This window comes from Amycolatopsis sp. MtRt-6, from assembly GCF_017308975.1.
In the GTDB taxonomy this organism is placed as follows: Bacteria; Actinomycetota; Actinomycetes; order Mycobacteriales; family Pseudonocardiaceae; genus Amycolatopsis.
The window spans coordinates 199,731-225,081 of sequence record NZ_JADWPD010000013.1; the positions used below are offsets into that span (position 1 = coordinate 199,731).

General features: G+C 73.5%; 27 protein-coding genes. 10 read left to right on the top strand and 17 right to left on the bottom strand.

From position 1 onward, the window contains the following. Position 1 precedes the first annotated feature (1 nt). The 6 genes from rbfA to rimP all read right to left on the bottom strand — a co-directional run bounded on the left by rbfA (position 2) and on the right by rimP (position 5,913). Entirely contained in the window at positions 2–481 is a 480-nt protein-coding gene (gene rbfA, locus I4Q55_RS23120; protein ID WP_206790457.1) for a 30S ribosome-binding factor RbfA, read from the bottom strand. A gap of 21 nt (positions 482–502) precedes the next feature. Further along, entirely contained in the window at positions 503–796 is a 294-nt protein-coding gene (locus I4Q55_RS23125) for a DUF503 domain-containing protein (protein WP_091315631.1), read from the bottom strand. Between the two features lie 76 nt (positions 797–872). Further along, positions 873–3,863: a translation initiation factor IF-2 gene (gene infB, locus I4Q55_RS23130; protein WP_206790458.1), complete on the bottom strand. Its 2,991-nt coding sequence runs from the start codon at positions 3,861–3,863 to the stop codon at positions 873–875. 78 nt (positions 3,864–3,941) lie between these two features. Continuing rightward, the gene (locus tag I4Q55_RS23135; protein ID WP_206790459.1) at positions 3,942–4,259 is read right to left on the bottom strand and encodes a YlxR family protein; all 318 of its coding nucleotides are present in this window, start codon (positions 4,257–4,259) and stop codon (positions 3,942–3,944) included. Positions 4,260–4,336: 77 nt separating this feature from the next. Next, positions 4,337–5,383, bottom strand: coding sequence for a transcription termination factor NusA (gene nusA / locus I4Q55_RS23140; RefSeq protein WP_043785288.1), 1,047 nt, complete (start codon positions 5,381–5,383; stop codon positions 4,337–4,339). Further along, entirely contained in the window at positions 5,380–5,913 is a 534-nt protein-coding gene (gene rimP / locus I4Q55_RS23145) for a ribosome maturation factor RimP (RefSeq protein ID WP_206790460.1), read from the bottom strand. The genes nusA and rimP overlap by 4 nt, the downstream gene beginning before the upstream one ends. Before the next feature lie 121 nt (positions 5,914–6,034). On the opposite strand from rimP, the gene I4Q55_RS23150 reads away from it, so the two are divergent. Next, a complete protein-coding gene (locus tag I4Q55_RS23150; RefSeq protein ID WP_206790461.1) occupies positions 6,035–6,970 on the top strand; it encodes a ferritin-like domain-containing protein in 936 nt (311 codons plus the stop codon). Between the two features lie 106 nt (positions 6,971–7,076). Here I4Q55_RS23150 and I4Q55_RS23155 read toward each other — a convergent pair whose 3' ends face one another. The 5 genes from I4Q55_RS23155 to I4Q55_RS23175 all read right to left on the bottom strand — a co-directional run bounded on the left by I4Q55_RS23155 (position 7,077) and on the right by I4Q55_RS23175 (position 11,688). After that, the gene (locus I4Q55_RS23155; RefSeq protein ID WP_206790540.1) at positions 7,077–7,673 is read right to left on the bottom strand and encodes a hypothetical protein; all 597 of its coding nucleotides are present in this window, start codon (positions 7,671–7,673) and stop codon (positions 7,077–7,079) included. A 112-nt stretch (positions 7,674–7,785) separates the two neighbouring features. After that, positions 7,786–8,799 carry an aminotransferase class V-fold PLP-dependent enzyme gene (locus tag I4Q55_RS23160; RefSeq protein WP_206790462.1) on the bottom strand — a complete coding sequence of 338 codons (1,014 nt, stop codon included), beginning with the start codon at positions 8,797–8,799 and terminating at the stop codon, positions 7,786–7,788. A 51-nt stretch (positions 8,800–8,850) separates the two neighbouring features. Then, a complete protein-coding gene (locus I4Q55_RS23165; protein WP_206790463.1) occupies positions 8,851–9,615 on the bottom strand; it encodes an isocitrate lyase/phosphoenolpyruvate mutase family protein in 765 nt (254 codons plus the stop codon). A 10-nt stretch (positions 9,616–9,625) separates the two neighbouring features. Next, entirely contained in the window at positions 9,626–11,029 is a 1,404-nt protein-coding gene (locus I4Q55_RS23170) for a PH domain-containing protein (protein WP_242546525.1), read from the bottom strand. Between the two features lie 161 nt (positions 11,030–11,190). Continuing rightward, positions 11,191–11,688 carry a PH domain-containing protein gene (locus tag I4Q55_RS23175; protein ID WP_206790468.1) on the bottom strand — a complete coding sequence of 166 codons (498 nt, stop codon included), beginning with the start codon at positions 11,686–11,688 and terminating at the stop codon, positions 11,191–11,193. Between the two features lie 93 nt (positions 11,689–11,781). On the opposite strand from I4Q55_RS23175, the gene I4Q55_RS23180 reads away from it, so the two are divergent. Beyond that, positions 11,782–12,378 (top strand): TetR/AcrR family transcriptional regulator, encoded by a 597-nt coding sequence (locus I4Q55_RS23180; protein WP_307793285.1) that lies wholly within the window; start codon positions 11,782–11,784, stop codon positions 12,376–12,378. 2 nt (positions 12,379–12,380) lie between these two features. Here I4Q55_RS23180 and I4Q55_RS23185 read toward each other — a convergent pair whose 3' ends face one another. Beyond that, entirely contained in the window at positions 12,381–13,031 is a 651-nt protein-coding gene (locus tag I4Q55_RS23185) for a GPP34 family phosphoprotein (RefSeq protein ID WP_206790472.1), read from the bottom strand. 135 nt (positions 13,032–13,166) lie between these two features. On the opposite strand from I4Q55_RS23185, the gene I4Q55_RS23190 reads away from it, so the two are divergent. Together I4Q55_RS23190 and I4Q55_RS23195 are read left to right on the top strand one after the other, a co-directional pair. After that, complete coding sequence (locus I4Q55_RS23190) at positions 13,167–14,402, top strand: sensor histidine kinase (protein ID WP_206790473.1); 1,236 nt, start codon at positions 13,167–13,169, stop codon at positions 14,400–14,402. Next, entirely contained in the window at positions 14,377–15,027 is a 651-nt protein-coding gene (locus tag I4Q55_RS23195; protein ID WP_206790474.1) for a response regulator transcription factor, read from the top strand. The genes I4Q55_RS23190 and I4Q55_RS23195 overlap by 26 nt, the downstream gene beginning before the upstream one ends. On the opposite strand, the gene I4Q55_RS23200 is transcribed toward I4Q55_RS23195, so the two are convergent. From I4Q55_RS23200 to I4Q55_RS23215, 4 genes are all read right to left on the bottom strand, one after another. Next, complete coding sequence (locus tag I4Q55_RS23200) at positions 15,024–15,731, bottom strand: M50 family metallopeptidase (RefSeq protein ID WP_206790475.1); 708 nt, start codon at positions 15,729–15,731, stop codon at positions 15,024–15,026. The genes I4Q55_RS23195 and I4Q55_RS23200 overlap by 4 nt on opposite strands. Before the next feature lie 64 nt (positions 15,732–15,795). After that, a complete protein-coding gene (locus tag I4Q55_RS50610; RefSeq protein ID WP_206790476.1) occupies positions 15,796–19,020 on the bottom strand; it encodes a tetratricopeptide repeat protein in 3,225 nt (1,074 codons plus the stop codon). Positions 19,021–19,119: 99 nt separating this feature from the next. Beyond that, positions 19,120–19,491 carry a helix-turn-helix domain-containing protein gene (locus I4Q55_RS23210; RefSeq protein ID WP_206790477.1) on the bottom strand — a complete coding sequence of 124 codons (372 nt, stop codon included), beginning with the start codon at positions 19,489–19,491 and terminating at the stop codon, positions 19,120–19,122. Between the two features lie 40 nt (positions 19,492–19,531). After that, the gene (locus tag I4Q55_RS23215; RefSeq protein WP_206790478.1) at positions 19,532–19,957 is read right to left on the bottom strand and encodes an SRPBCC family protein; all 426 of its coding nucleotides are present in this window, start codon (positions 19,955–19,957) and stop codon (positions 19,532–19,534) included. Between the two features lie 23 nt (positions 19,958–19,980). Here I4Q55_RS23215 and I4Q55_RS23220 point away from each other — a divergent pair, with 23 nt between their 5' ends. From I4Q55_RS23220 to I4Q55_RS23245, 6 genes are all read left to right on the top strand, one after another. Next, the gene (locus I4Q55_RS23220; protein ID WP_206790479.1) at positions 19,981–20,511 is read left to right on the top strand and encodes a TetR/AcrR family transcriptional regulator; all 531 of its coding nucleotides are present in this window, start codon (positions 19,981–19,983) and stop codon (positions 20,509–20,511) included. 12 nt (positions 20,512–20,523) lie between these two features. Further along, positions 20,524–22,284 (top strand): CocE/NonD family hydrolase, encoded by a 1,761-nt coding sequence (locus I4Q55_RS23225; protein WP_206790481.1) that lies wholly within the window; start codon positions 20,524–20,526, stop codon positions 22,282–22,284. A gap of 67 nt (positions 22,285–22,351) precedes the next feature. Further along, the gene (locus tag I4Q55_RS23230) at positions 22,352–22,738 is read left to right on the top strand and encodes a hypothetical protein (RefSeq protein WP_206790483.1); all 387 of its coding nucleotides are present in this window, start codon (positions 22,352–22,354) and stop codon (positions 22,736–22,738) included. Continuing rightward, positions 22,735–22,917: a hypothetical protein gene (locus tag I4Q55_RS23235; RefSeq protein ID WP_206790544.1), complete on the top strand. Its 183-nt coding sequence runs from the start codon at positions 22,735–22,737 to the stop codon at positions 22,915–22,917. Before I4Q55_RS23230 ends, I4Q55_RS23235 begins: the two co-directional genes overlap by 4 nt. A 45-nt stretch (positions 22,918–22,962) precedes the next feature. Continuing rightward, the gene (locus I4Q55_RS23240; RefSeq protein ID WP_206790484.1) at positions 22,963–23,649 is read left to right on the top strand and encodes a response regulator transcription factor; all 687 of its coding nucleotides are present in this window, start codon (positions 22,963–22,965) and stop codon (positions 23,647–23,649) included. Then, positions 23,646–25,016, top strand: coding sequence for a HAMP domain-containing sensor histidine kinase (locus I4Q55_RS23245; RefSeq protein ID WP_206790485.1), 1,371 nt, complete (start codon positions 23,646–23,648; stop codon positions 25,014–25,016). Before I4Q55_RS23240 ends, I4Q55_RS23245 begins: the two co-directional genes overlap by 4 nt. Here I4Q55_RS23245 and I4Q55_RS23250 read toward each other — a convergent pair. Then, positions 24,976–25,332 carry a nuclear transport factor 2 family protein gene (locus tag I4Q55_RS23250; protein ID WP_206790486.1) on the bottom strand — a complete coding sequence of 119 codons (357 nt, stop codon included), beginning with the start codon at positions 25,330–25,332 and terminating at the stop codon, positions 24,976–24,978. The two genes, I4Q55_RS23245 and I4Q55_RS23250, sit on opposite strands and share 41 nt — an antisense overlap. Positions 25,333–25,351: the final 19 nt, after the last annotated feature.

Sequence of the window (25,351 nt, forward strand, 5' to 3'; positions counted from 1 at the left end):
GTCAGCCCCGGCTCTCCTCCTCCGCGAATTCGTCGTCTTCGGCGTCGGCTTCGCGCGGGGCCTTGTACGGATCGGCGTCGCCCGCGTGCTGGGCGCCGGTCGCGCGGCGCGCCACCTCGGCGTCGGCCTCGCGGGCCTTGGCCAGCAGGTCCTCGATCCGCTTCGACTCCTCGGGAATCGTGTCCGCGACGAAGGTCAGCGTCGGCGTGTAGCGGACACCGGTGCCCTGCCCGACCTTCGTGCGCAGGACGCCGCGCGCCGATTCGAGCGCGGCCGCCGCACCGGCGAAGTCCGGGACGGAGTCCAGCTTCTCGCCGAGGACCGTGTAGTACACCGTGGCGTCGTGCAGGTCGCCGGTGACCTTCGTGTCCGTGATGGTCACGTAGTTCAGCCGGGGGTCCTTGACCTCGTGTTCGATCGCCGACGCGACGATCTGCGAGATCCGCTTGGCGAGCTTGCGAGCTCGAGCAGGATCGGCCATGTCGTTCTCCTAGGAAAAGATCTAATCGTCTGGGCCGAGCAGCCGGCGGCGCGCGGAGAGCAGTTCGAACTCCGGCCGGCTCGCCACGTACCGCTCACACGAGTCGAGCACGTCCCGGACGTGCTCGCCACCTTCGGCGACCACGGCCACCCCGATGAGGGTCCGGCGGTGCAGGTCGGCGTGCCCGGCTTCGGCCACCGACACGGCGAAGCGCTTGCGCACCTCGGCCAGCACCGGACGGACCACGGATCGCTTCTGCTTCAGCGAATGGACGTCGCCGAGCAGGATGTCGAGCTCGAGAGCTCCGACGAACATAGGCAGTTTTGGTGGTGTCGTAGGGATGGGAACCCCGGGTGTGCGGCAGAAAGCCGCACACCCGGGGACACACGCATTACGCTCGCGGCTTCTCGCGCTGCTCGTACGTCTCGATCTGGTCGTCGACCTTGATGTCGCCGTACGAACCGAGCGTCAGACCGCACTCGTAGCCCTCGCGGACCTCGACCACGTCGTCCTTGAACCGCCGCAGCGAGCTGATCGGCAGGTTCTCCGCCACGACGGTGCCGTCGCGGAGCAGACGGGCCCGGGCATTGCGCCGGATCTCGCCGGACATGACCAGGCAACCCGCGATCGTGCCGATCTTGGAGGACTTGAAGACCTCGCGGACCTCCGCGCGGCCCAGCTCGACCTCTTCGTACTCCGGCTTGAGCATGCCCTTGAGGGCCTGCTCGATCTCGTCGATCGCCTGGTAGATGACCGTGTAGTACCGGACGTCGACGCCCTCGCGGGTGGCCCGCTCGGTCGCCTTGCCCTGGGCGCGGACGTTGAACCCGAGGACGATCGCGTCGGACGCGGTCGCCAGGTCGATGTCCGACTCGGTCACGCCACCGACACCGCGGTGGACCACGTTCAGCTCGACCTCGTCGCCGACGTCCAGTTGCAGCAGCGAGGCTTCGAGGGCCTCGACCGTACCCGAGTTGTCACCCTTGATGATCAGGTTGAGGCTGTTCGTCTCCTTCAAGGCGGAGTCGAGGTCCTCGAGGCTGACCCGCTTGCGGCGCGACGCGTTGAGCGCGTTGCGCGTGCGAGCCGACCGGCGCTCGGCGATCTGCCGGGCGACGCGGTCCTCGTCGACCACCAGGAAGGTGTCGCCCGCGCCGGGCACCGACGTGAAGCCGATGACCTGGACCGGACGCGAGGGCAGCGCCTCGGTGACGTCGACGTTGTGCTCGTCGACCATCCGGCGGACGCGGCCGTAGGCGTCACCCGCCACGACCGAGTCACCGACGCGCAGCGTGCCGCGCTGGACCAGGACGGTGGCCACCGGGCCGCGGCCGCGGTCGAGGTGCGCCTCGATCGCGACACCCTGGGCCTCCATGTCCGGGTTGGCCCGGAGGTCCAGAGCGGCGTCCGCGGTCAGCAGGATCGCCTCGAGCAGGCCGTCGATGTTGATGTTCTGCCGCGCGGAGATCTCGACGAACATCGTGTCGCCGCCGTACTCCTCGGCGACCAGGCCGTACTCGGTGAGCTGCTGCCGGATCTTGTCCGGGTTCGCGCCTTCCTTGTCGATCTTGTTGATCGCGACCACGATCGGGGCCTTGGCGGCCTGCGCGTGGTTGATCGCCTCGACCGTCTGCGGCATCACACCGTCGTCGGCCGCCACCACGATCACCGCGATGTCGGTCGAGTTCGCGCCACGGGCACGCATGGCGGTGAACGCCTCGTGACCCGGGGTGTCGATGAAGGTGATCAGGCGCGGGTGACCCTCGAGCTCGGTCTCGATCTGGTACGCACCGATGTGCTGCGTGATGCCGCCGGCCTCGCTCTCGCGGACCTTCGTCTTCCGGATCGTGTCGAGCAGGCGGGTCTTACCGTGGTCGACGTGACCCATGATGGTGACGACCGGGGGCCGGACCTGCAGGTCCGCTTCCTCGCCGGAGTCTTCGCCATACGTGATGTCGAAGGTCTCCAGGAGCTCGCGGTCCTCCTCCTCGGGGCTGACGACCTGAACGTTGTAGTTCATTTCGCCGCCGAGCAGCTCGAGGATGTCGTCCGACACGGACTGCGTCGCGGTGACCATCTCGCCGAGGTGGAAGAGCACCTGCACCAGCGAAGCCGGGTTGGCGTCGATCTTCTCGGCGAAGTCGGTCAGCGAGGCACCGCGCGGCAGCCGGATCGTCTCGCCACTGCCCTTGGGCAGGCGGACGCCGCCGACGCTGGGCGCCTGCATGTTGTCCATGTACTCCTGGCGCTTCTGCCGCTTCGACTTGCGGCCCTTGCGCGAGGGACCACCGGGACGCCCGAAGGCACCCGCGGTACCGCCACGGCCACCGGGGCCGCCACGACCGCCGCCGCCACCGCGGAAGCCACCGCCACCGGCCGGGGCACCGCCGCCCCCACCGGGACCGCCGCCACCCGGGCGGAAGCCGCCGCCACCGCCACCGCCACCGGGGCCGCCGCGGAAGCCACCGCCGCCGCCACCGCCACCGGGACCGCCGCGGAAACCGCCGCCGCCACCGGGACGACCGCCGCCACCGGGGCCGCCACGCGCGCCGCCACCGGGGCCACCGCGGGCGCCGCCACCGGGACCGGCGGGACGCTGCGTGCGGCCCGGCATCATGCCGGGGTTCGGCCGCGGGGGCATGTTGCCCGGGCTCGGCCGGTTGCCACCGGCGCCACCACCCGGCCGCGGGGCCGGACGGTCACCGCCGGCGCCACCGCCGGGACGCGGGGGCCGGTTGTCGCCGCCCTGGCCGCCACCGGGGCGCGGAGCCTGCGGACGCGGGGCCGGGGCGCCGGAACCGACGCCGAACGGGTTGTTGCCGACGCGCGGGGTGCGCGGGCCGGGCTTGGGACCGCCGGGCTTGGGGCCCTGCGGCTTCGGCGGGACGACCGAACCGGTGCCGCCCGCGGGGGGCGTGGCCGGGGTGTCCTGCTTGGGCGCGGCCGGGGTCTCGGCTTTGGCGGCCGGGACCTGCTGCTGGGGTGCGGGCGTGGCCGGACGCGGGCCGGGCCGCGGACCGGGGCGCTGCCCCGGGGTGGCCGGCTTCGCCGCCGCGGGCGCCTGCTGCTGGGGTGCGGCCGGAGCCGGAGCGGGTGCCGCCTGGGCCGCCGGAGCCTGCTGGGCAGGCGCGGGGGGCTTCGGGGCGGCGGGCCCGGGCTTGGCGGCCGGCGGGCCGGGGCGCGCCGACGGACCGGGAGTGGGGGTGGGCTTCTTGGCGCCCTTGGGGGCGTACGCGTCGCGGAGACGGCGGGCGACGGGCGCCTCGACCGTGGACGACGCGGACTTGACGAACTCGCCCTGTTCCTTCAACTTCGCGAGCACGTCCTTGCTGGTGATGCCGAGCTCCTTCGCGAGCTCGTGTACGCGGGCCTTGCCTGGCACAACTCTCCTCATCTAGGGGAGGCCAGGCGGAAAACCCGCTGACCTCGTCCTTATTGTCTGACGCTCATGGCTTCAGCTTCACGGCTGACTCATGACGGGTCGACCTGCTTCCTTGCTTCCTCGCGACCCCGGGGACATCCCGGGTTCGTGGTGCGTGGTGGTGCGCTCGACGTGCTCACGGACCTCGCGGGCGTCGGCCGCCCCGGGAGCCCGCAGGGCCCTCGGGAAGGCTCGCCGCCGTTCGGCCTTGGCCAGGCAGTCCGGGTCGGGGTGCAGCCAAGCCCCCCGGCCCGGCAGCCGCCGACGTTCGTCGACGACCACCCGCCCGGCCACCGCGACCACGCGCAGCAGCTCACCGATCAATGCCCGCCGCTTGCAGCCGACACAAGTCCGCACCGGGGAATTCCGGTGGGGCTGGTGCTCGGCTACCCGCCGCGGGCTTCGAACCACTCCTGAGTCTAGCGCTTCGACCTTCACTCAGCCGAACCGGTTGTCGCGGCGGGCCGCGGCGGACGGGCGTGGTCTTGATCACCCTCGTCGTCCGCCGGTGCGGCGTCGCTGCGGATGTCGATCCGCCAGCCGGTCAGGCGGGCGGCGAGGCGGGCGTTCTGGCCCTCCTTGCCGATCGCCAGCGACAGCTGGAAGTCCGGCACCACGACGCGGGCGGTCTTCGCCCGTTCGTCCACGACTCGTACCGAAACAACCTTCGCGGGCGACAGCGCATTCCCGACGAAGCGAGCGGGATCCTCGGAGTAGTCGATGATGTCGATCTTCTCGCCGGCCAGCTCGCTCATCACGTTGCGCACGCGCGCGCCGACCGGGCCGATGCAGGCGCCCTTGGCGTTGACGCCCGGCACAGTGGACTTGACCGCGATCTTCGTGCGGTGCCCCGGCTCGCGCGCGACGGCGGCGATCTCGACCGTCCCGTCGGCGATCTCCGGCACCTCCAGCGCGAACAGCTTGCGCACCAGGTTCGGGTGCGAGCGCGAGAGCGTGATCTGCGGGCCGCGGTTGCTGCGCGACACCGTGACCACGTACGCCTTGATCCGGCTGCCGTGCTCGTAGGACTCGCCGGCGACCTGCTCGCCGGACGGCAGCACGCCCTCGGTGTCACCCACCTGGACCACGACCATGCCGCGGGCGTTCGCGCGGGCGTCGCGCTGGATGACGCCGGCGACGATCTCGCCCTCCTTGGTGGAGAACTCGCCGAAGGTCTTCTCGTGCTCGGCGTCGCGCAGCCGCTGCAGGATGACCTGGCGCGCGGTGGTGGCGGCGATCCGGCCGAACCCCTCGGGGGTGTCGTCCCACTCCTCGTCGACCTGGCCGTCGTGGGTCAGCGTGTGCGCGAGCACGCGCACCAGGCCCGTCTTGCGGTCGATGTCGATGCGGGCGTGCGGCTGGTGGCCCTCGGTGTGCTTGTACGCGGTGAGCAAGGCCGTTTCGATGGCCTCGATCACCGTTTCGAAGGGGATGTCCTTGTCCCGTTCGATCGCCCGCAGCGCGGCGATGTCGACGTTCACTTCGACCCCTTCTCCGTCTCGGCCGTGATCAAGCCGGACGCGTCGTCTTCGAGCAGTTTCAGGTCCTCGGCGGGCGGCTGCTTGAACTCGATCTCCACGACCGCCTTCGCCACGTCGGCGTAGCGGACGTCGCGGATCTTGCCGCCTTCGAGGACGCGGGCGGCGTGCTCGCCCGCGTGGCCGACCCGGCCGATGAAGGCCTCGCCGTCGGCCGGGGTGACCTTGACCAACCGGAACCGCGCGCGCCGCCAGTGGCGCTGCTGGGTGAGCGGGCGGTCGAGCCCCGGCGAGGTGACCTCCAGCGTGTAGGCGCTCGCCAGCACGTGGTCGTTCTCGTCGAGCGCCGCCGAAACCTTGCGGCTGACCTCGGCGACCTCGTCCAGCCCGACACCGTCGTCGGCGTCGACGACGACCTTGACCAGCTGCCGCCGGCCGGCCTGCTGCACCTCGAACGAGTCGAGGTCGAAACCCGCGGCGGTGACGGCTTCGGCCACTATCGGCTGAAGCCGGCTGGCGAGTTCTCCTGGCACGTGGGGTTCTCCTTGGTTCGGACCGGGGTCGTGCGGGTCGGTGGTGGACCAGCTTATCCGGTCGCCCGCTCACCCCGCGCGAGCGGCGGCGCCGCCCGGGCGCCTGGCAGGATGGGGCGGCGTGACCGGAAGACCGACCGAGCTGACCCGCCGTACCGCCCTCCGCGCGGGGGCGCTGGCCGCACTGGCCGTTCCCCTCGCCGCCTGCGGGCCCGGCTACGACGAAAGCCCCGACCCGCTCCAGCCGCTGCTGGCCGCCGCCCAGGCCGACGCCGACGCCGCGCGGGCGCTGGCCAAGGGCGCGGACGCCGACGCCGCCGGCCAGCTCGCCGACGCGCGCGCGGCACACGCGGCCGCCCTCAAGTCCGAAGTGGACCGGCTGAACCGGCCCACGCCCACGCCGTCGCCGAACCCGCCGGCTCCCGCGGACCTGGGTGCCATGAAGGAGCGCCTGGCCGCCGCGCGCAAGCAGGCCGAAGACCTCGTCGGCGGGCTGCCGCGCTACCGCGCCGGGCTGGTCGCGGCGGTGGCGGCGGGCTGCGCGTCGCTGCAGCGCATCGCCCCGGCGCTGGGCCCGGGCGAGGACGCCCCGAAGGTGGGCGCGACGCCGGCCGGCGCGGTGCCCTCGGAGGCGGTGGACCCGCTGCAGGTGGCGCTGGCGGCCGAGCACGCCGCGGTGTGGGTGTACGGGCTGGTCGGCGCGTTCCTGCCGGGCGACTTCGGCGACGCGGAGAAGGCCGGCGCGGCGGAGCACGCCCTGCGTCGCGACTTCCTCCAGACGGCGCTCTCGGCGGCCGGGGCGACACCGGTGCCACCGGAGGCGGCGTACGTGCCGAAGAACCCGGTGACGGACGCGAAGTCGGCGTCCCAGGTGGTGGCGACGGCCGAGGCGGACTGCGCGTCGGCGTGGCTCGCGGTGATCGACCACACCGACGACGCCGGCCTGCGCACCACGGCCCTGCACGCGCTGGTCGCGGCTTCCCGGCGGGGCACGCCCTGGCGCGCCGAGGCGGGCGAGAAGCCGGTGGCGATCGCGATGCCCGGCCAGTCGAGCTGACCCCGCTCAGGCGCCCCAATGTGGCCTTGGTTGCGTTCAACGCACCCAATGTGGCCTTCGGTGCGTTGAACGCACCGAAGGCCACCTTGGGGCGCTTGGGGGCGGGTCAGCTGTGCAGGTCGGCCGACAGGCGGAGGGCGTCGTCGGCGATGCGCTCGATCAGGGCCTCGTCCTTGTGCTTGGCGTAGAAGTCGGCCAGCACGATCGTCGTGTTCGCGCCGTCGACCTTCGACGAGTACGCCGAGTCCTTGCCGCTCACGCTCGGGGTGCCCGTGCCCGCGAAGGTCTTGTCCTTCACCAGGTCCGTGACGTTGCCGGTGCCGTCCTGCTCGGTCAGCGTCTTGAGCGCCTTCGCCTTCGCCGAGTCCGGCATGCCCACCACCGCCACGGACACCAGCGCCTTCGCGCCACCCGACTCGGTCGTGTACAGCGCGCGGACCAGCGACTGGCACGGGGTGCCCTCGAAGAAGTCCTTCGTCTTGCCGTAGGACTTCTCGACGCAGTCCGCCGTCTTCGCCGGCCCGGAGACCAGCGTGTACTGGAACTGCCCGGTGTTCTGGACCGGCGGCTGCGCGACCGGCTCGTCCGGCGCCGAGTCGTGCCGGATCAGGAACCACAGCAGCCCGGAGACGACGGCGATCGCGACCAGCCCGGCGCCCCTGAGCAGCAGGGACCGGGTGTCGCGGGCCGGTGGGCCCGGCACGGGTGGGCGGGGCTGCGGGGGTACCGCGCCCAGCGGGGCCGTGTCGGACGGGCCTGGGGTGAAATGCGCACCAACCACGGGGACATACGGTAGTTCACCCGCCGGCCGCGGTTCACTCGAATGCGGGTAAGACGCGTTCGACGTCGTCAAGGGTGTTGTAGAGGTGGAAGCCCACCCGCACCCGGCCGCCGCGGACGCTCGACACGATGCCCGCCGCCGCCACCCGCTCCGGGTCCGCGTCGAGCGACACGATCGCGGTGCCGCGCGGCGGCAGGCCGAGCTTCTCCAGGAGCGTGTCGGCCAAGCCCGTGTTGTGCGCCTGGACCTGGGCGAGGTCGAGCCCGCCGAAGTACTCCAGGGCCACCGCCGAACCGACCTGGGCCAGCCACACGGGCGAGAGGTCGAACGCGCGGGCGTCGCCGGCCAGGCGCAGCGGGAGGCCGTAGACCGCGGCCCACGGGTCGTCCCCCGCGTACCAGTTCGCCGCGACCGCGCGCGTGCGCTCCTGCGCGTCCGGCCGCACCGCGAGCCACGCGGTGCCGCGCGGCGAGCAGAGCCACTTGTAGCCCGCGCCGACGACCCAGTCCGCCCAGGCGACGTCCAACGGCAGCCAGCCGACCGCCTGGGTCGCGTCGAGCAGCACCGCCGCCCCGGCGGCCTCGGCCGCGGCCCGCAGCGCGGCGAGGTCGGCGATCCGGCCGTCGGCGGACTGGACGACGCTCACCGCGACGACGTCGTGGCCCTCGACCCGCGACGGCAGCACGTCCAGGGGCACCTCGGTCACCGTGACGCCGGGGTTCGCCGCGAAGGGGAAGGTCACGCTGGTGAAGTCGCCTTCGGCGGCGAGCACGCGGGTGCCGGCGGGCAGCGCCGCGGCGACGTTGGCGATGAGCTGCGAGACCGACGCGCCGCTCGCGACGCGCCCGGGCTCGACGCCGAGCAGCCGGGCGAATCCGGCCCGCGCGCGCGTCACGTACTCGTCGAACTCCCCCGGCCGGGTCGCCCCGGTCCGCCACCGTTCCACCGATTCGGCCACCGCCGCGGCGACCGGCGCGGGCGGGATGCCCACGCTGGGGGTGTTCAGGTATCCGGGTGGGGCGGCGAAGTCGGTTCCGAAGGCGCGCATGGTCCCAGGCAAGCAGATCCGGCCGGGCCGGTTCACCCGATTTCGGCCGGTTCACGGCAGCAGGGCCGTGACGTCGGCATAGGACGGCGGCGTCAGCGGCAGCTCACGGCCGTCCCGCACAGCCGCTGCGGCCGCGGCCGCGGCGGCGAGCGCCATCCGGTACGGCAGTGAGCCCAGGCTGATCCGCGCGACGCCGAGGTCCGCCAGGCCGGCCACGGTGACCTTCCCAGGCAGGAACAGCAGGTTGAGCGGCACGCCGGCGGCGACGATCCGCTCGACGTCCCCGGGCTCGGCGAGGCCGGGCACGAAGACGCCGTCCGCGCCCGCCGCCGCGTACGCCCGCACCCGCCGCTCGGCCTCGGCGAGCGAGCGGCCGCCCACCCAGTGCGTGTCCGTCCGGGCGTTGACGAACAGGCCGGGCACCCGGTCCTTGACCGCGGTGACCAGGGCACATTGGACGTCGACCGGGGCGAGCGAGCCGTCGGCCCGGCCGTCTTCGAGGTTCACGCCGACGGCGCCGGCGCCGGCCAGCTCGGCCGCGAGGTCGGCGACCGCGGCCGGGCCGGCGCCGAAGCCGTCGGCGATGTCGACGCTGACGAGCGCGTCCAGCCGCGCCAGGCGGGTGGCGAGGGCGACGGTCGCGTCGCGCGTCGACGGGGCGCCGTCCGGTTCGCCCGCGGCCGCGGAGACGCCCAGGCTGGTCGTGCCCAGCGCGCGGAAGCCCTGCGCGGCGAGGAAGGCGCCGACACCGAACTCCCACGCGTTGGGGAGCAGCAGCGGGGATCCGGGGACGTGCAGGGCACGGAATTCGTCCATGCCCGGCAATCTAGGTCCGCGACGCTTCGGCGGGTGCCGAAGTCTCGAGGAACGGCGTCAGCACCCCCGGCACGGCGGCCGCCGCGAACTCCAGGCCTTCGCCGGTGTCGGCGTCGAGGATCGCGTAGGCGCCGGCGCCCGCCGCCGTGGTCGCGGTGAACGTGGCGAGGCCGCGCCGGCGCTGGAACACCGACTGCTTCACGGTCCAGCCGATGACGCCGTCCCGCGCCAGCACGGCCGTGCCGCGCCGGACGGTGCCCGCGCGGGTGATCAGGTACCGGCCGTGGCGGCCGTGGCCGAGGCCGCGGTAGGCGTCCAGGGCGAGGAGAACCGCCACCGGGAGCGCGACGACGGCGACGCCACCGGCGACGACCAGCAGGACGTCGGTGAGCAGCAGGCCGAGCACGACCAGGACGAGCAGCGGCACGAGCGCGGTGAGCAGGGCCCACCGCAGCCGCCGTCCGCAGGCCGCCGGCGGGTGCGGGACGAGGCCGGCGGCCTCGACGCGTTCGCCCAGGACCCGCGCCGCGACGTCGAGCGCTGTTTCCCGCGGCGCCGCGGGCAGGAGGGTCTTGGCCTCGGTCTTGTCGTCGTCCTCCTGCCGCATGCCGGTGGCGATGGCGTCGACCCGGGCGGCCCCGGCGAGCCGCGCACCGAGCGGCTCGACCAGTTCGACACCGCGCAGGCGCCGTTCCTCGAGGGTGATCGACCGGGTGGTGAGCAGCCCGCGGCGGACGCGCAGGGTGCCGCCGGGTTCGCGGTCCAACCGGTAGTGCCACCACATCTCGGCGAACACGCCGAGGGCGCCTGCGACGCCGATGACCATCGCCACGGCCAGCAGGAGCAGGATGCTCGTGGTCAGCGGCAGGTCGCCGAAGAGGTCGAGCAGCCACGTCAGCAGCCCACCGCCGGCACCGAACCAGTCGGCGACCTTGAACAACGCGCCGAAGGCGGTCAGGCCGAGCGTCGGCGCGACGAACGAGATGGGCGCGTACCGGATCCAGCGCGGGTCGAGTGTCGCCAGTGGACCGTCTGAAGTGGACGGCTCCGGCAGCCGGTGCAGGAGTTCGGCGCGCAGGGCCTCGGCGTCGGCCCTGGCGAGCGGGGAGAGGGTGAGCCGCTCCTGCTGCCCGGTGCCGACGGACAGCGCCGCGACGCCGAACGCGCGGTGCAGCGGGTTGGCCGTCAGGTCGACGGTGCGGATGCGTTCGCGGGGCAGGGATTTGCGCGTGTGGACGGCGAAGCGGAACTCGGTTTCGAGGCGCTCGGCGGTGCAGCGGAACCGGGTGTACCGCCAGCGGAGGTATTCGGCGAGCACGCCGGCGCCGACGAGCAGCACGGCGGCCGGCAGGAGCCAGAGGGAGCGCGTGCCGATGGCGACGGGGGTACCGGCGGAGACGGCAACACCGGCCATGATGACTGCGGTGACACCGAGGGCACGCCGGTCCAGCCGACGCCAGCCGGCGGGGGTGTCGCCGGAGCCGGGGCGCGGCTCGCCGATTTCTTGTTCGGGAGAGCGGGTTCCGCCGCTCGTGTCATGCCTGGCAGCGCGCGTCCCGCGGCCCTGCTCGCCGCTCATGTCGCGTCCCCGGGCGTGGCGTCCGTGCGCTCCGTCAGCCGCTCGGCCACATCCGCCGCGACCTGGGCGTCGAGGCCGCGGAGGCGGACCGCGCCGCGGGCCGACGCCGTCGTCACCGTGACCGTCGCGAGCCCGAAGCGCTGCTGGAGCGGGCCGCGCAGCGTGTCGACCGTCTGCACTCGCGACAACGGCGCCACCCGCCACTCCTGCCACAGGAACCCCGAGCGCACGTACACCGCGGTGTCGGTCACCTCCCAGCGGTGCAGGCCGAACCACCACCGCGGCAGGACCGCGCACCAGACCGCGCCCAGCACGGCGACCACGACGGCCGGCCCCAGCAGCCAGGCCGCCGCCGGTGGGATCAGCAGGCCGAGGACGGCGAGCACGAGCACCGCGGGCCCGAACGTCAGCGCTCCTTGCGCGCGCCACCAGGCGATCGCGCGGCGGTCGAGTGCGTGACGTGGTGGCCGCAGCCGTAGTTTCCCGGTCTCCACCGGTTACCCCCCGAAGTTGTTTTACAATGCGACCGCATCGTAACGGCGGACCCCCGGTTTTCGCAATGCGATCGCATGACAACGGGAGCGGACGTGCCGAAGCAGGTGGACCACGAGCAGCGCCGGGTGCAGATCGCCGAGGCGCTGCAGCGGCTGACCACGCGTGCCGGGCTGGAAGGCGTCAGCCTGCGCCAGGTCGCGGCCGAAGCCGGCATGTCCATGGGGTCGGTGCAGCACTACTTCAGGACCAAGGACGAAATGCTGCGCTACGCCCTCGAGCACCGCCACAAGCTCCGCAGCGAGCGGATCACCGCGAAGGTGCTGGCCGAGGGACCGCCGACGCCGCGGTCGATCCTGCGCGCCTGCCTGGTGGAAATGCTGCCGCGCGACCCCGACAGCGAAGCCGACTTCCTGATCGGCGTCGCGTACTTCATCCGCGCCGTGGCGGACCCGGCGATGGCGAAGGCCTTCGGCGAGGGCATGCCGGAGCTCCTGCGGTTCTTCGCCGGCCAGGTCCGCGAGGCCCAGCAGGCGGGCGACGTCCCGGCGTCGGCCGACCCCGAAACCGAGGCGTCCCTGCTCTGGGCGATCGCGGACTCCCAGGGCTCGGAAATCCTGATGGGCCACCGCACTCCCGCCCAGGCGATCTCCACAGTGGACTACTACCTCGACCGCCTCTTCACCCCCTGACGTCAGCCGCTGCCGCCCGACGTCGCGGCGACCGTCGCCGAGCGGGCGGCCTGGAGTTCGCGGATCACCTTGCGCAGGGCCGGGACCGCGGCTCCCGACTGCTCCGCCAGCCGGGCCAGCCGGTCGCGGTGACGCCGGCGGGCGGCGCGCGGGAGCACCGCGCCCAGCTCGACCGCCGCGGCCAGCGACGTCAAGGCCGCGACGTCCGCGGACACCGGCGCGTCGCTCCGCACCGCCGCCCGCACCGACTCGTGCAGCGTGGCCGCCGTCGCCGGGTCGCGGACCTCCGCCCTGCGGCGCGGGAACACCCCCAGCACGCGGGACGTCCGCAGCGTGATCACCCCCGCCGCGTCGAGCTGGGCCTCCAGGGACTGCAGCGTCCCGCGAGCCCCGCGGCGCACCCGGGCGCGCCAGGTCCGGTGCGGGTCCGCGGCGAGCTCGGCGAGCAGGTCGTCGAGCACCAGATGGCCGGTGCGGCCGGCGCCGGTCACCACCGGACGGCCGCCGTCGTCGGCGATCCGGCCGCGCAGCACCAGGTCCGTCAGCGCCGCCGCGCGGACCAGCAGCGCCACGCGCTCGCGGTGCGGCAGCCGGTCGCGCCCGGTGTCGCACGCCAGCAGGTACGCCCGGGCGGGCAAGGACAGCTCGTTCATGTCCCCAGTCCACCGCCGGCCCCGGCCCACGCGAAACCGCACGACGAGGGCGATCGCGGCGACGAACGTTGCGCGGCCCGCAACTTTGGTTGCGCGTCCGGGGCGATGCCCCGCGCCGGCGGCTACCGTGACGGCGTGACCAGCACCCGGCGGCCGATGTGGCCCAGCCGCGCCGACGCCTTCTGGCTGTTCCTGCCGGCGGCGGTGTTCGCCGGGCTCAACGTCCTCTACCAGGTCCTCGGCGAGCGGACGACCGGCGCGCTCGGCCCGGCGGCCGGGCTGGTGCTGCAGGTGGCCTGCGACTTCTCGCTGGTGCTCCTGTTCCGGTTCCCGGCGCTGGTGACCGGGTTCGTCACGGCCGCGGCGTTCGCGATGCTGGCCTCCGACCTGTTCGCGCCCGGGCTGCTCGTGCCGGTGCAGCCGATCGCGCTGACGACCGTGCCGACCATCACCCCGGTGCTGCTGGCCCAGGCGGTGCGGGTGCTCGACCGGCGGACCGTGCTGTGGCTGGCCGGAATCCTCGCGGTCGTGGCCATGCGGCCGTGGACGCCGAGCTGGGCGACCACGCCGTTCGGGCTGCTCAGCACCGCGCTGCCGGTCGCGATCACGCTCTACGTCGAGGCCCGCAAGCAGCTGCTGCAGTCCCTGCGCGACCGGGCGGAACGCGCCGAGCGCGAACAGCACCTGCTCGCCGAGCAGGCCCTCGCCGCGGAACGGCGGCGGCTCGCGGGCGAGATGCACGACGTCGTCACGCACCGCCTCAGCCTGATGGTGCTGCACGCCGGCGCGCTCGGCGTGACGTCGGCCGACCCCGCCGTGCGGACGGCGGCCGAGGACATCCGCCGTGAAGGCGCGCTGGCGCTGGACGAGCTGCGCGACCTGGTCGGTGTCCTGCGCAACGGTGCCGAGGCCGGGCCGCGGACGCTCAGCCCGGCCGAGCCCGGCGATCCGGCGCGGCTGGTCGAGGAGTCCCGGTCGGTCGGGGTGGCGACGGAGCTCGTCGTGGACGGCGACCCGGCGCAGGTGTCGCCGACCGTCGCGCGCACCGCGTACCGGCTCGTGCAGGAAGCGCTGACGAACGTGCGCAAGCACGCGCCGGGCGCGTCGGCGACGGTCGGCCTGCGCTACCACCCGGGTGGCCTGGACGTCTCGGTGGCGAGCACGGCGGCCGCGCGGCCACCGGACCCGGCGCTGGCGGGCAGCGGTTCCGGTGCCGGGCTGGCGGGGCTGCGGCAGCGCGTCGAACTGGTCGGCGGGCGGTTCGCCGCGGGCCCGGAACCCGGCGGCGGGTTCCGGGTCGGTGCGATACTGCCCGCCTACGTCCCGACGGCGGAAGGCGCGCGCAGTGATCCCGGTGCTCGTGGTCGATGACGAGCCGATGGTGTGCGCGCACCTGCGCACGATCCTCGGCTCGGCGGCCGACATCGAGGTGGTCGCCCAGGCCGCCGACGGCGCCGAAGCCGTCGAGGCCGTGATCCGGCACCGGCCCCGCGTGGTGCTGATGGACCTGCGGATGCCGGGCGTGGACGGGCTGACGGCGATCGCGCGCATCACGGCGTTGCCGGACCCGCCGGCGGTGGTGGCCCTGACGACGTTCGACGCGGACACGTACGTGATCCGGGCGCTGCGCGCGGGCGCGGCGGGCTTCCTGGTGAAGTCGACGCCGCCGGAGGACCTGATCGGCCTGGTCCGCGTGGCGGCGGACGGGCACACGGTGCTTTCGCCGTCGGCCGCGCGCCGCCTGGTGGCGCTGTCCGCGGACGGCCGCGAACGCGGCGAGGACGCGCGCCGGCGCACCGCGGGTCTCACCGAGCGCGAGCGCGACGTCTTGGCCTGCCTGGGCGAAGGACTGTCCAATGCGGACATCGGCGCGCGGCTGCACCTCGCGGAGGCGACGGTGAAGAGCTACGTCTCGCGGATGCTCGTGAAGCTGGACTGCGCGAACCGGACGCAGGCCGGGCTGCTGGCCCACGAAGCCGGGTTGGTGGCCCGTTAAGGCCACAGCAGCGGAAAGGCCTGCCACACCGCCCAGCCGTTGAACACGAACCACCCGCCGATCCACACCGGCGACGGCAGGGCCGTGCGCCTGGCCAGCGCGGCGGCATCGTCCGTCCGGTCGCGGAACCCGGCGCGCACGCGGTTGACGACGAGGATCCGCACCCCGTCGATCTCGCTGGTCAGCAACAGCCAGGCTTCGGCGTACGCGATGCCGGTGCGCAGCCAGCCCGGGGCGTAGCGCAAGGCGGCGTACACGACCGCCCCCACGACGACGATCACGGCGACGGTGAGCAGGTCCCGGGCGAACAACAGCAGGAACGCCAGCGCGGCGAGGGTCAGGACGAGGACGGCGGGCACGTGGCCGCGGTGCAGCAGCACGGCCACCCCCAGCCCGGCGAGCGGCGGCGTCGCGTACCCGGCGGCGGTGGCCAGCACGGCGGCGAGTGCCGAGCCGTGCTTCTGCTGGGTGAAGCCACCGCCCGGGCTGGTGATGGCGACGCGGGAGACGTCACCACCGGTCAGCAGGCTCACCAGCGCGTGACCGCCTTCGTGGAACAGGGTGCCCAGGACGTTGGCGGTGCGCAGCAGGCTCGGCCGGCCACTGGGCAGCGTGACGACCGAGGTCAGCGACACCGCGAAGGCGAACAACGCGGCGATCCCGGCGACCTCCCAGCCCGGTGCGGGCACGGTCTCGTTGAGCACCGCGACAGTGTCCCCGCGGCCGCGACGGGGCGTACCCCCGTCGGGAGGAACTGTCCAGGAGCTGTCAAGTGCTACGCGGCGAAGAGGGCAGCCGGCCCAGGCGGATCGCCTGAGCGTCCGGACTGTGCAACACGGTGCGGAGGTCCGGGCCGAGGATCCGCATGAAGATCGCCATCACGAGCCGGTGTTCCCGCTCGGCTTCGTCCCGCCGGTCCAGCTTGAGCAGCAAAGCGGCCCGGTTGAGCCGGCAGACCACGGTGTCGCGGGTCGTGGGACCGAGCACCCGCACCCGAGTCTCGATCACGGCGCGGAACTCGTGTTCGGCCTCCGCGAGCCGGCCCAGTTCCAGCAAGGTGGCGATGAGCGCGTCCCGGCTCAGCAGGGTGTCCCGATGATCCGGGCCCAGGACTCGCGAACAAGTCTCCAGTTCGGCACGGTGTTCCCGCTCGGCCTCGTCGACCCGGCCCAGCTTGCCGAGCACCTTGGCGAGGTGGTAGCGGCTGGTCAACGTGCTGCGGTCGGCCGGGCCGAGGGTGCGCTCGCGGAGTTCGAGAACCGCTCGGTGCTCCCGCTCGGCCTCCGCCGGCCGGCCCAGCTCGCTGAGCGCGATCGCCCGGTTGGCGCGGCTGGTCAGCGTGTCGGCGTGGTCCGGCCCGAGGACGCGGGTCCGGGTCTCGAACAGGGTCCGGTACTCCCGCTCGGCCTCCCCCGTCCGGTCCGAGTCGCGGAGGGCGGCGGCGAGCAGGTCACGCTGGAACAGGGCGTCCGGGTGGTCCGGCCCCAGGACGCGGCAGGACACTTCGAGCTCGGCACGGTGTCCGTCCACGGCCTCGTCCCACCGCCCGAGACCGTGGAGGGTCACCGCGTGGTGGCTGCGGCTGCCTCGGGTATCCGGATGCTCGGCGCCGAGGAGCCGGGTACGCGCTTCGAGAACCGTGCGGTGTTCGCGCTCGGCCTCCTCCAGCCGGAGCTGCTTGCCCAGGACGGCCGCCAGGTTGCTCCGGCTCGTCAGCGTGTCGGGGTGTTCGGCGCCCAGAACCCGGGTCCGCGCTTCGAGCGTGGCCCTGCCTTCCTGCTCGGCCTCCTCCAGCCGTTCCAGGTGGTACAGCTCGAGGGCGCGGTTGTTGCGGCTGTACAGGGTGTCGGGGTGCTCCGCGCCCAGAATCCGGACGCGAGCCGCCAAAACGGCCAGGTGTTCGTGTTCGGCCTCGTCATACCGGCCCAAGTAGCTCAACACAGCCGCGAGGTTGTTGCGGCTGGTCAACGTATCGGGATGTTCGGGACCGAGGACCTTGCGACGCGCGTCGAGAGTGACGCGGTCTTCGCGCTCGGCCTCCGCCAGCCGTCTCAACCGGCACAGCGTGAGCCCGAAGTTGCTGCGGCTGGTCAATGTCTCGGGGTGCTCCGCGCCCAGCGTACGTACGCGGGCTTCGAGGACGGCGCGGTGCTCCCGCTCCGCTTCTTCCCAGCGACCCAAGCTGCAGAACACACGCGCGAGATTGTGGCGGTAGGTGAGTGTTTCCGGGCTTTCCGCGCCGAACAGGAGTTTCATTCCGTCGAGCGTGGCGCGGTGTTCGCGCTCGGCCTCCGCCCACCGGCCCTGTCGTTCGCTGACGACGGCGAGGTTGCCCCGGACGGTCAACGTGTACCAGCTCCCGGCGCCGACCAGGCGCAGCAGCACATCGAGCGCGGCCCGGTGCTCGTGCTCGGCCTCGGCCAATCTGCCCAGGTCGCCGAGTACACTGGCGAGATTGTTGCGGCAGGCCAACGTATCCAGGTGTTCCGGCCCCAGCGACCGCGTGCGGATTTCCAGTACCGCGCGGGTTTCCCGCTCGGCCTCCGTGAAGCGCCCCATCTCGTGGCACGCACTGGCCAGCCTGACCCGGCTCGTCAGGGCATCCGGGTGCTCGGGCCCGAGTTCGCTCGTCAGCCGTCGCGTGGCCCGGGAGAAGGCCTCGAGTGCCAGCGCGTAATGCCCCTGCTTGGTGCACGTGACCCCGATGGCCATCGCCTCGGAGCCGTCCGAGATGTCGAGCGCCGCGCGCAGCGTCGGCTCCGTCACGTACCCCTCGGGACCGATGACGCGCTGGGCCTCGTCGACCAGGTAGTCGAACACGTCGTACCCGGTCTTGGCGGACCCCGTCATCAGTGACGTCGTCGCCCGCCGGGCGCGCGACGCCCATTCCCAGGCCGCCGCCGTCGATTCGGGGCGCAGCCGGTCACCGCCGCGCCGGCGCAGGTAGTCGTCGGCCAGGTCTTCCAGCAACCGGCCGGAAAGCGGCGGCTCGAGGCCGGCCCGGCGCACGTCGACCGCGGCGGTCACGAGCGCAGCACCCCGGGGGTTCGCCCCGACGTCCCATCCGTCGTGCCAGGCGCGCAGCAGCTCGGGGCCGGCGGCGAGGTATTCGGCCAGCCCGTACTCCCCGCTGTGGTCCATCGCGTCGGCGATCCGCGGGTCCCACGCCCGGTCGGCGGCGCGCTCGGTCTCCGCGCCGCTCAGCAGCCGCTCAACGCGGACCTCGTCGTCGACGAGGGCCAGCGTCTCGCGCGCCGCGCGGTACATCTCCCGGGTCGCCTCGTCCAAGCCGCCGGAATCGGCGAACCGGGCACGCTCCAGCGCCCGGATCGTGCCCACGACCACGATGTGCCGCGAACCCGCCGGCAGGCGGCCCAGCATCTCGCGGGTGAGACCTGCCGGTCCCAGGTAGTGCTCCACGTCGTCCAGCCAGACCACACAGTTCCCCACCCGCATCGCGCGCTCCAGCGCGGGTTTCACCGCGGCGCGGTCCTTCGGGGCCACCAGCACGTGGTCCGGGACGGTCGCCAGGATCGCCTCGAACGCGGTGCGCGACTTCCCGGCGGTGGAGTCACCGACGAGCAGCACGAATCCCCCGCGGGCGATCCGCGCCCGCACCCGCTCGTCGACGTCGCGCGGGACGTACGCCGGCATCGTCCCCGCGGCGCCTTCCGGCCCGGCGGGATCGAGCTGGGCGGCGGGGTGCACGCCCAGCCGCCGCGGATCGGCGACCTGCCGCACCTTGGGGAAGCTCCCGCGAGCGGTCACCAGGCAGCCGTCGACGACCGACAGCTTGCCGTCGTCACGGCGGGAAACCCGGCTGCGCACGCGGTCGGCGGCCACCTTGACGAACGGCGTCACGAGCACCGCGGCCCCCGCGGCGGCACCGGCCCACCACGAGTTCCCGGCTCCCGCCGCCTTCAGCGCGGCCGGAACCGCGAGGACGGCCGTCCCGGCGAGCAGCGCGAACGCCACCCAGCCCCACCTCTGCACCGGCACCACCACTCACGGCTTCGACGAACCGCACAGTGTTCCGATCCGCGTCCCGGGCGACGCGAGGGCGCGCCGACCGGTCACCCGGATGGACCAGCCCTACGCGGAGGCGGGCGTGTGTTCCGCGTCGTAGGCGTCCCGGGCCTGCTGGACCGAGGACATGTGCTGCCGGGCCCAGCGGTCCAGCATGTCCAGCGGCTCGGACAGGTTGCGCCCCAACGAGGTCAGCTCGTATTCGACCTTCGGCGGGATCGTCGGGTACGCCGTGCGGGCGAGGATGCCGTCGCGGACCAGGCTGCGCAGCGTCTGCGTCAGCACCTTCTGGGAAATGCCGTCCACGCGGCGGCCGATCTCGGTGAACCGCAGCGGGCCGTCCGAGAGCGCGCCGACGATCAGCACCGTCCACTGGTCGCCGATGCGGTCGAGCAGCTGGCGGGTCGGGCAGTTGCGGTCGTACGGATCGGGGCCCACGGCACGCCTCCTCACTCTCCCGGGGAGAGTAACACGCCGGTCAGGCGGTGGCGCGGGCCAAACCCGTGGCCACGCGCTTGATGAAGGAGCCGAGGAACCACCGGTAGAACCAGCCCGTGCCGGGGATCTTCGGCTCGAACGTCGCATGCCAGTGGATGTCGGTGCCGCCGTCGCGCGGCGAAAGGTCGACGTACGCGACGTAGTCCCGCAGCGGCAGGCCACGCTCCAGCGCGTACCCGAACCGGCGGCCCGGCTCCAGCGCGACGATCTTCTCGTACGAGCGGACGCCGCCGGTCGTGAACAGCCGGATCGCGCCCAGGCCTTCCGGCTCGCCCTCCCCCGCGCGGACCAGCTCGAACGACCCCAGCGGCGACCACCGCGGCCAGCTCGCGCCGTCCCGCAGCAAGGCATACACGGCGTCGGCCGGAGCTGCCGTCCGGGCGTGCACCGAAATCCTTTGTACCATTTGGTACGTGTACCATCTGGTACATGATCGGCACAAGCCCGCGCGCCAAGCTGCTCGACGCGGCGATCGACCACATCGCCCACCACGGCGGGGCGGACCGGAGCCTGCGGGCGCTGGCCGCGGACCTCGGCACCAGCCACCGCATGCTGATCTACCACTTCGGCTCGAAGGAAGGCCTGCTCACCGCGGTGGCGCGGGAGGTCGAAGCCCGGCAGCGCGCCGCGCTCGCCGGCCTGGACCCGGCGGAGTTCTGGCGCCGGCTCACCGACGAAAGCCTGCGCGCCAACGAAAAGCTGTTCTTCCAGCTCTACGGCCAGGCCCTGGGCGGCACCCCGGGCACGGCGGAGTTCCTCGACGGCGTGATCGACGACTGGCTCGGCCCGGTCGAAGCGCTGCTGGCCGACCTCGGCGTCCCCGAGGCCGACCGGCCGGCCCACGCCCGGCTCGGGCTCGCCGTCGCCCGCGGGCTGCTGCTCGACCTCGTCACGACCGGCGACCGCGAAGCCGTCGACGCCGCCATGGACAAGTTCCTGGCGCTGTACGAAAAACCGTGATCCCCTGGTCCGATGCGACTGATACTGGGGTGCTTGGCCGCTTTGCTGACGACATCGGCGCTCACGCCCGCCGCTTCCGCGGCGCCTGTGGCGTCCTCGGAGAGCCGGCCGGTCTATTCCTACGCCGACGCGATCCGCGAGACGGCGTGGGTGGAGACCGGCACCGACCACGACCGGGACGGCAAGCCCGACCGCGTCGCCGCCGACGTCATCCGGCCGGACGCTCGCGTGCGCGTCCCGGTGATCCTCGACGTCAGCCCGTACTACGCGTGCTGCGGCCGCGGCAACGAACAAGAGAAGAAGACGTACGCGCCGGACGGCACGCCGCAGCAGTTCCCGCTGTTCTACGACAACTACTTCGTGCCGCGCGGGTACGCCGTCGTGCTGGCCGACGTCGGCGGGACGAGCCGGTCGTCCGGCTGCTTCGACGACGTCGCCTCCGGCAACGCGGTCGTGAACTGGCTGGGCGGCCGGGCGAAGGCCTTCGACACCCCCGACGGCGGCCGTCCGGTCAAGGCCGATTGGGCCACCGGCGACGTCGGCGCGATCGGCAAGTCGCAGGACGGCGCCACCGCGATCGGGATGGCCGCCTCGGGCGTCGCGGGGCTGAAGACGATCGTGCCGATCGAAGGCGTCGCGAACAACTACGCCCAGCTCATCGCGAACGGCGCGCCGCTGGCCACGCCGGAGAACACCGGGTCGGCCTTCACCTACAACGAGCGCGCCGCCGAGCTGTGCAAGCCGTTCGAGGCCGAGCAAAAAGCACTCGCGAGCACGAACGGCGACTACAACGCCTACTGGGAAAGCCGGAACCACGTGCCGCGCGCCGGGCAGGCGAGCGTGCTCATCGCGCAGGGCTTCGGGGACTGGGCCGTGGCGCCGAACCAGTTCGCCGGCTACTGGGAGGCGCTGGGCCGGGCCGGCGTCCCGCGCAAGGCGTGGCTGAGCCAGGCCGGCCACACCGACCCCTTCGACCTGCGGCGCGCGCAGTGGGTCGAGACGCTGCACCGCTGGTTCGACCGCTGGCTGCTCGGCCTGCGCAACGGCGTCGAGCGCGAGCCCGCCGTGCACCTCGAGACCGCGCCGGACCGGTGGACCGACGTCCGGAGCTGGCCGCCCGCCGCGCTCCCGGTGACGCTCCGGCCGTCGGCCGGCGGCACGCTGGGGCTGACCGGGTCCGGCACGGCGAGCGTCGTCGACGACCCCGCCGTCACCCGCGAGGACTGGGCGGCCGGGGTGTCGGCCGCGCGGTTCACCGGGCCGCCCCTGCCCGCGCCGGTGCGGATCGCCGGGTCGCCGTCGGTGACGATCACGGCGTCGTCGGACAAGACCGCCGCCCGGCTCGGCGTCGCGCTCGTCGACTACGGTCCGGCTGAAACGCGCAACACCGCGTTCTACGGCAGCGGGGTGAAGAACCTCGCGACGCGGTCGTGCTGGGGTTCGAGCAGTGCCGTCGACAGCGCGTGCTTCCTCGACACCGTCTCCGACGTGGTGAGCGTCGACCACCGGATCGTCGCCGCCGGCTGGGCGGACCTCGGGCACCACGCGTCGCTGCGGCACGGCGAGCCGCTCGTCCCGGGCCGGGCCTACACGATGACGTTCGACCTCACCGCGCTCGACCACGTCGTCCCGGCGGGCCACCGGCTCGGGCTGCTCCTCGGCGGCACCGACGGGCTGCTGTTCGACCCGGCGCTGCCGAACTTCGGCGACACGCTGACGTTCGACCTCGCGCGGACGTCGGTCACCGTCGGCCTTACAAAGCCCGAACACTAGGCGGACGCCCTTCGAACACGACCCGGCCAGAGTTCTCCTCGTACCCCCGGACGGACGAGGAGAGACGATGCGAGGAACCACCTGGACGCGGCTGGCGCTGGCGGGCGGGGCGAGCGCGGCCTGCCTGCTGGTGGCCGCGCCGCTGGCGTCGGCCCAGACGGCGCCGATCACGCTCAGCCCCGAGGAGTCGCAGCAGGTCTGCGCGGACTGGGTGCCGAAGCTGCAGAAGCGGGCCGCGAACCTGGAGAAGCGGATCAACGGCGGTCCCGAGGTCAAGGGCTCGGTCGCCAACCTCAAGGCGCGGGCGGCCGGCCAGCGGGCCGCCGGGCACACCGCCCGAGCCGACCAGCTGGACCAGCGCGCCACCAAGCGGCAGGGCCGCATCGGCGAGCTGACCACGGCCAAGCAGAAGCTGGACGCGTTCGCGGCCGCGCACTGCCGGCCCGCCAAGTGAAGCGCGCCGGGATCGCCGTGGCCGCGGCGCTCGTCATGCTCGGCTGCTCGGCGTGCCGCGACAACCTGATGGGTTCGGCGCCGCCGCCGCCGTCGTCGTCGCCTTCCGCCGAACTGAGCGGGATCGAGTCGACGCTGAACGGCATCGAGTCCGACATGAACAGCGATGGCTCGCCCTGACCGGCTAGCGTCTCCCCTCTGAACACGGCGGAGACGGGAGCAGGCATGGGGTCACCGGGACGCGGCCTCGTCCTCGTGGTCGAGGACGAGGCCGCGATCGCCGAGCTGGCGGCGCTCTACCTCAGGCGCGACGGCTTCGGCGTGCACGTCGAGGCCGACGGCGGCCGGGCCCTCGAAGCGGTCCGGCGGCTCAAGCCGGTGGCGATCGTGCTCGACATCGGACTGTCCGGAATGGACGGTATCGAGATCTGCAAGGCGTTGCGCGCGACCGGCGACTGGACGCCGGTGCTGTTCGTCACCGCCCGCGACGACGAGCTCGACCGCCTGCTGGGCCTGGAGATCGGCGCGGACGACTACCTCACCAAGCCGTTCAGCCCGCGGGAGCTGGCGGCCCGGGTCCGGACGGTGCTGCGCCGCGCGTCGGGGGCGGCGCCGGCCGCGTCGGTGCTGACCGCCGGCGGCGCGCGGGTGGATCTCACCAGCCGCCGCGCCTGGGCGGGCGACGTCGAGGTCACCCTGACGTCCACCGAGTTCGACCTGCTCACGCACCTGCTCCGGCACCCGGGGCAGGTGCTTTCGCGTGACCAGCTGCTCAGCGCCGTCTGGGGCTACGCCGCGGCGGCGGGGACGCGGACGGTGGACGTCCACGTGGCGCAGCTGCGGGCGAAACTCGGGCCGTCGAGTCCGATTCGGACGGTCCGGGGCATCGGCTACGCGGCGGACCCGGCATGAGAGGCACCCTCGCCGGGCGGATCACGCTGGTGTGCTTGGCGGTCGCGGGGATCGCGGTGATCGTCGCGGGCCTGGTGGCGGCCCGGCTGATCCGGACCACGGCGGACAACGCGCTGCAGTCGTCGCTGGCCGCACAGGCCGACGTCGTGGCGTCACAGCTGGACGAAACGGGCATCGGCAACCGGCTGGGCGTCGGCAAGGTGGCCGACGTCGTGCGCGGGCAGGGCATCTCGGTGGTGGTCCGCCGGGCGGGCGGGCAGGCGCTCGGGGAAGGGGCCGCCGTCCAGGCCGCCGTCAAGGCCGGTCTGGGGGCGGACCACTCGGAACGCGTCATGGTCGCGGGTGCGCAGTACCTGGTCGAGACGCGGGTGGTCGGCACGCGCGGGGCGGCGTTCGCACTGGTCCTGCCCGCGCGCAACGCCCAGGCGACGCAGCGGGCGCTGGTCCGCAACATCCTGCTGGCGCTGGGCATCGGCCTGCTGGTGGCGGCGGTCGCGGGCTTCGTCTCCGGGCGGTTGCTGGGGCGTCCGCTGCGCCGGGCCGCGCTGGCCGCGGGCTCGCTGCGGGCGGGCCGCCGGGACGTGCGGGTGCCGGTGCGGGGGCCGCGCGAGGTGGCCGAGGTGGCCGGGTCGTTGAACTCGCTGGCCGACGCGCTGGCCGTCAGCGAGGCGCGGCAGCGGGAGTTCCTGCTGTCGGTGTCACACGAGCTGCGAACGCCGCTGACGGCGGTGACGGGCTTCGCCGAGGCGATCGCGGACGGCGTGGCCACGGGGCCGGACGCGGTCCGGGCCGGCCAGACGATCCAGCGCGAGGCGGCGCGGCTTTCGCGGCTGGTCGAAGACCTGCTGGAGCTGGCCCGGCTGGGCGCGGACGAGTTCCGGCTGGACATGGCGGTGCTGGACCTGGCCGCGTTGGTGCGCGACTGCGCGGAGGTGTGGCAGCTGCGGTGCGCGCGGGAGGACGTCGCGCTGTCCGCCTTCGTGCCTTCGTCCCCGGTCCCGGTCCTGGCGGACGCCCGCCGGCTGCGTCAGGTGGTCGACGGGCTGGCGGAGAACGCCCTGCGCGTCACGCCCGCGGGGGCGCCGATGGTGTTCTCGCTGACGGTGTCCGATGCGTCGGCTTCGCTGTCGGTCCGGGACGGCGGACCCGGCTTGGCGCCGGAGGACTACCCGGTGGCGTTCGAGCGCGGCGTCCTGAACGCGCGGTACCGCGACCGCCGCCCGGTCGGGTCGGGCATCGGGCTGGCCCTGGTCCACGGGCTGGTCACCCGGATGGGCGGGACGCTGACGGCCGGGCCCGCTCCGGAAGGCGGGGCCGCGTTCACCCTCACGTTCCCCGTGCGCTCAGCTGAGCCGAGCGGGCGGTGACGTCCATGAGTGCCCAGTGCTCGACGACCCGGCCGTCGCGGACCCGGACCATGTCCATGCTGGTCACGGCGTAGCCGGGGCCGGCGCTGGTGTAGCGGTTGACCGAGAATTCGCCGTCGGCGACGTTCTGCTCGATCGTGACGGCGACGTCGGCTTTCTGGTCCCACTTCGCGCGCCAGGCGTCGATGCCGTGGTGGTCGCCTGCGGTGCCGCCGCGGTGGTCGACGACGTCGGGGTCGATGTAGGCGAGGCCTTCTTCGAACCGGCCGGCGGTCCAGAGTTCGACCAGCCGCGCGTGGACTTCGGACGGGGTCATCGTGGCCTCCGTTAAGTGG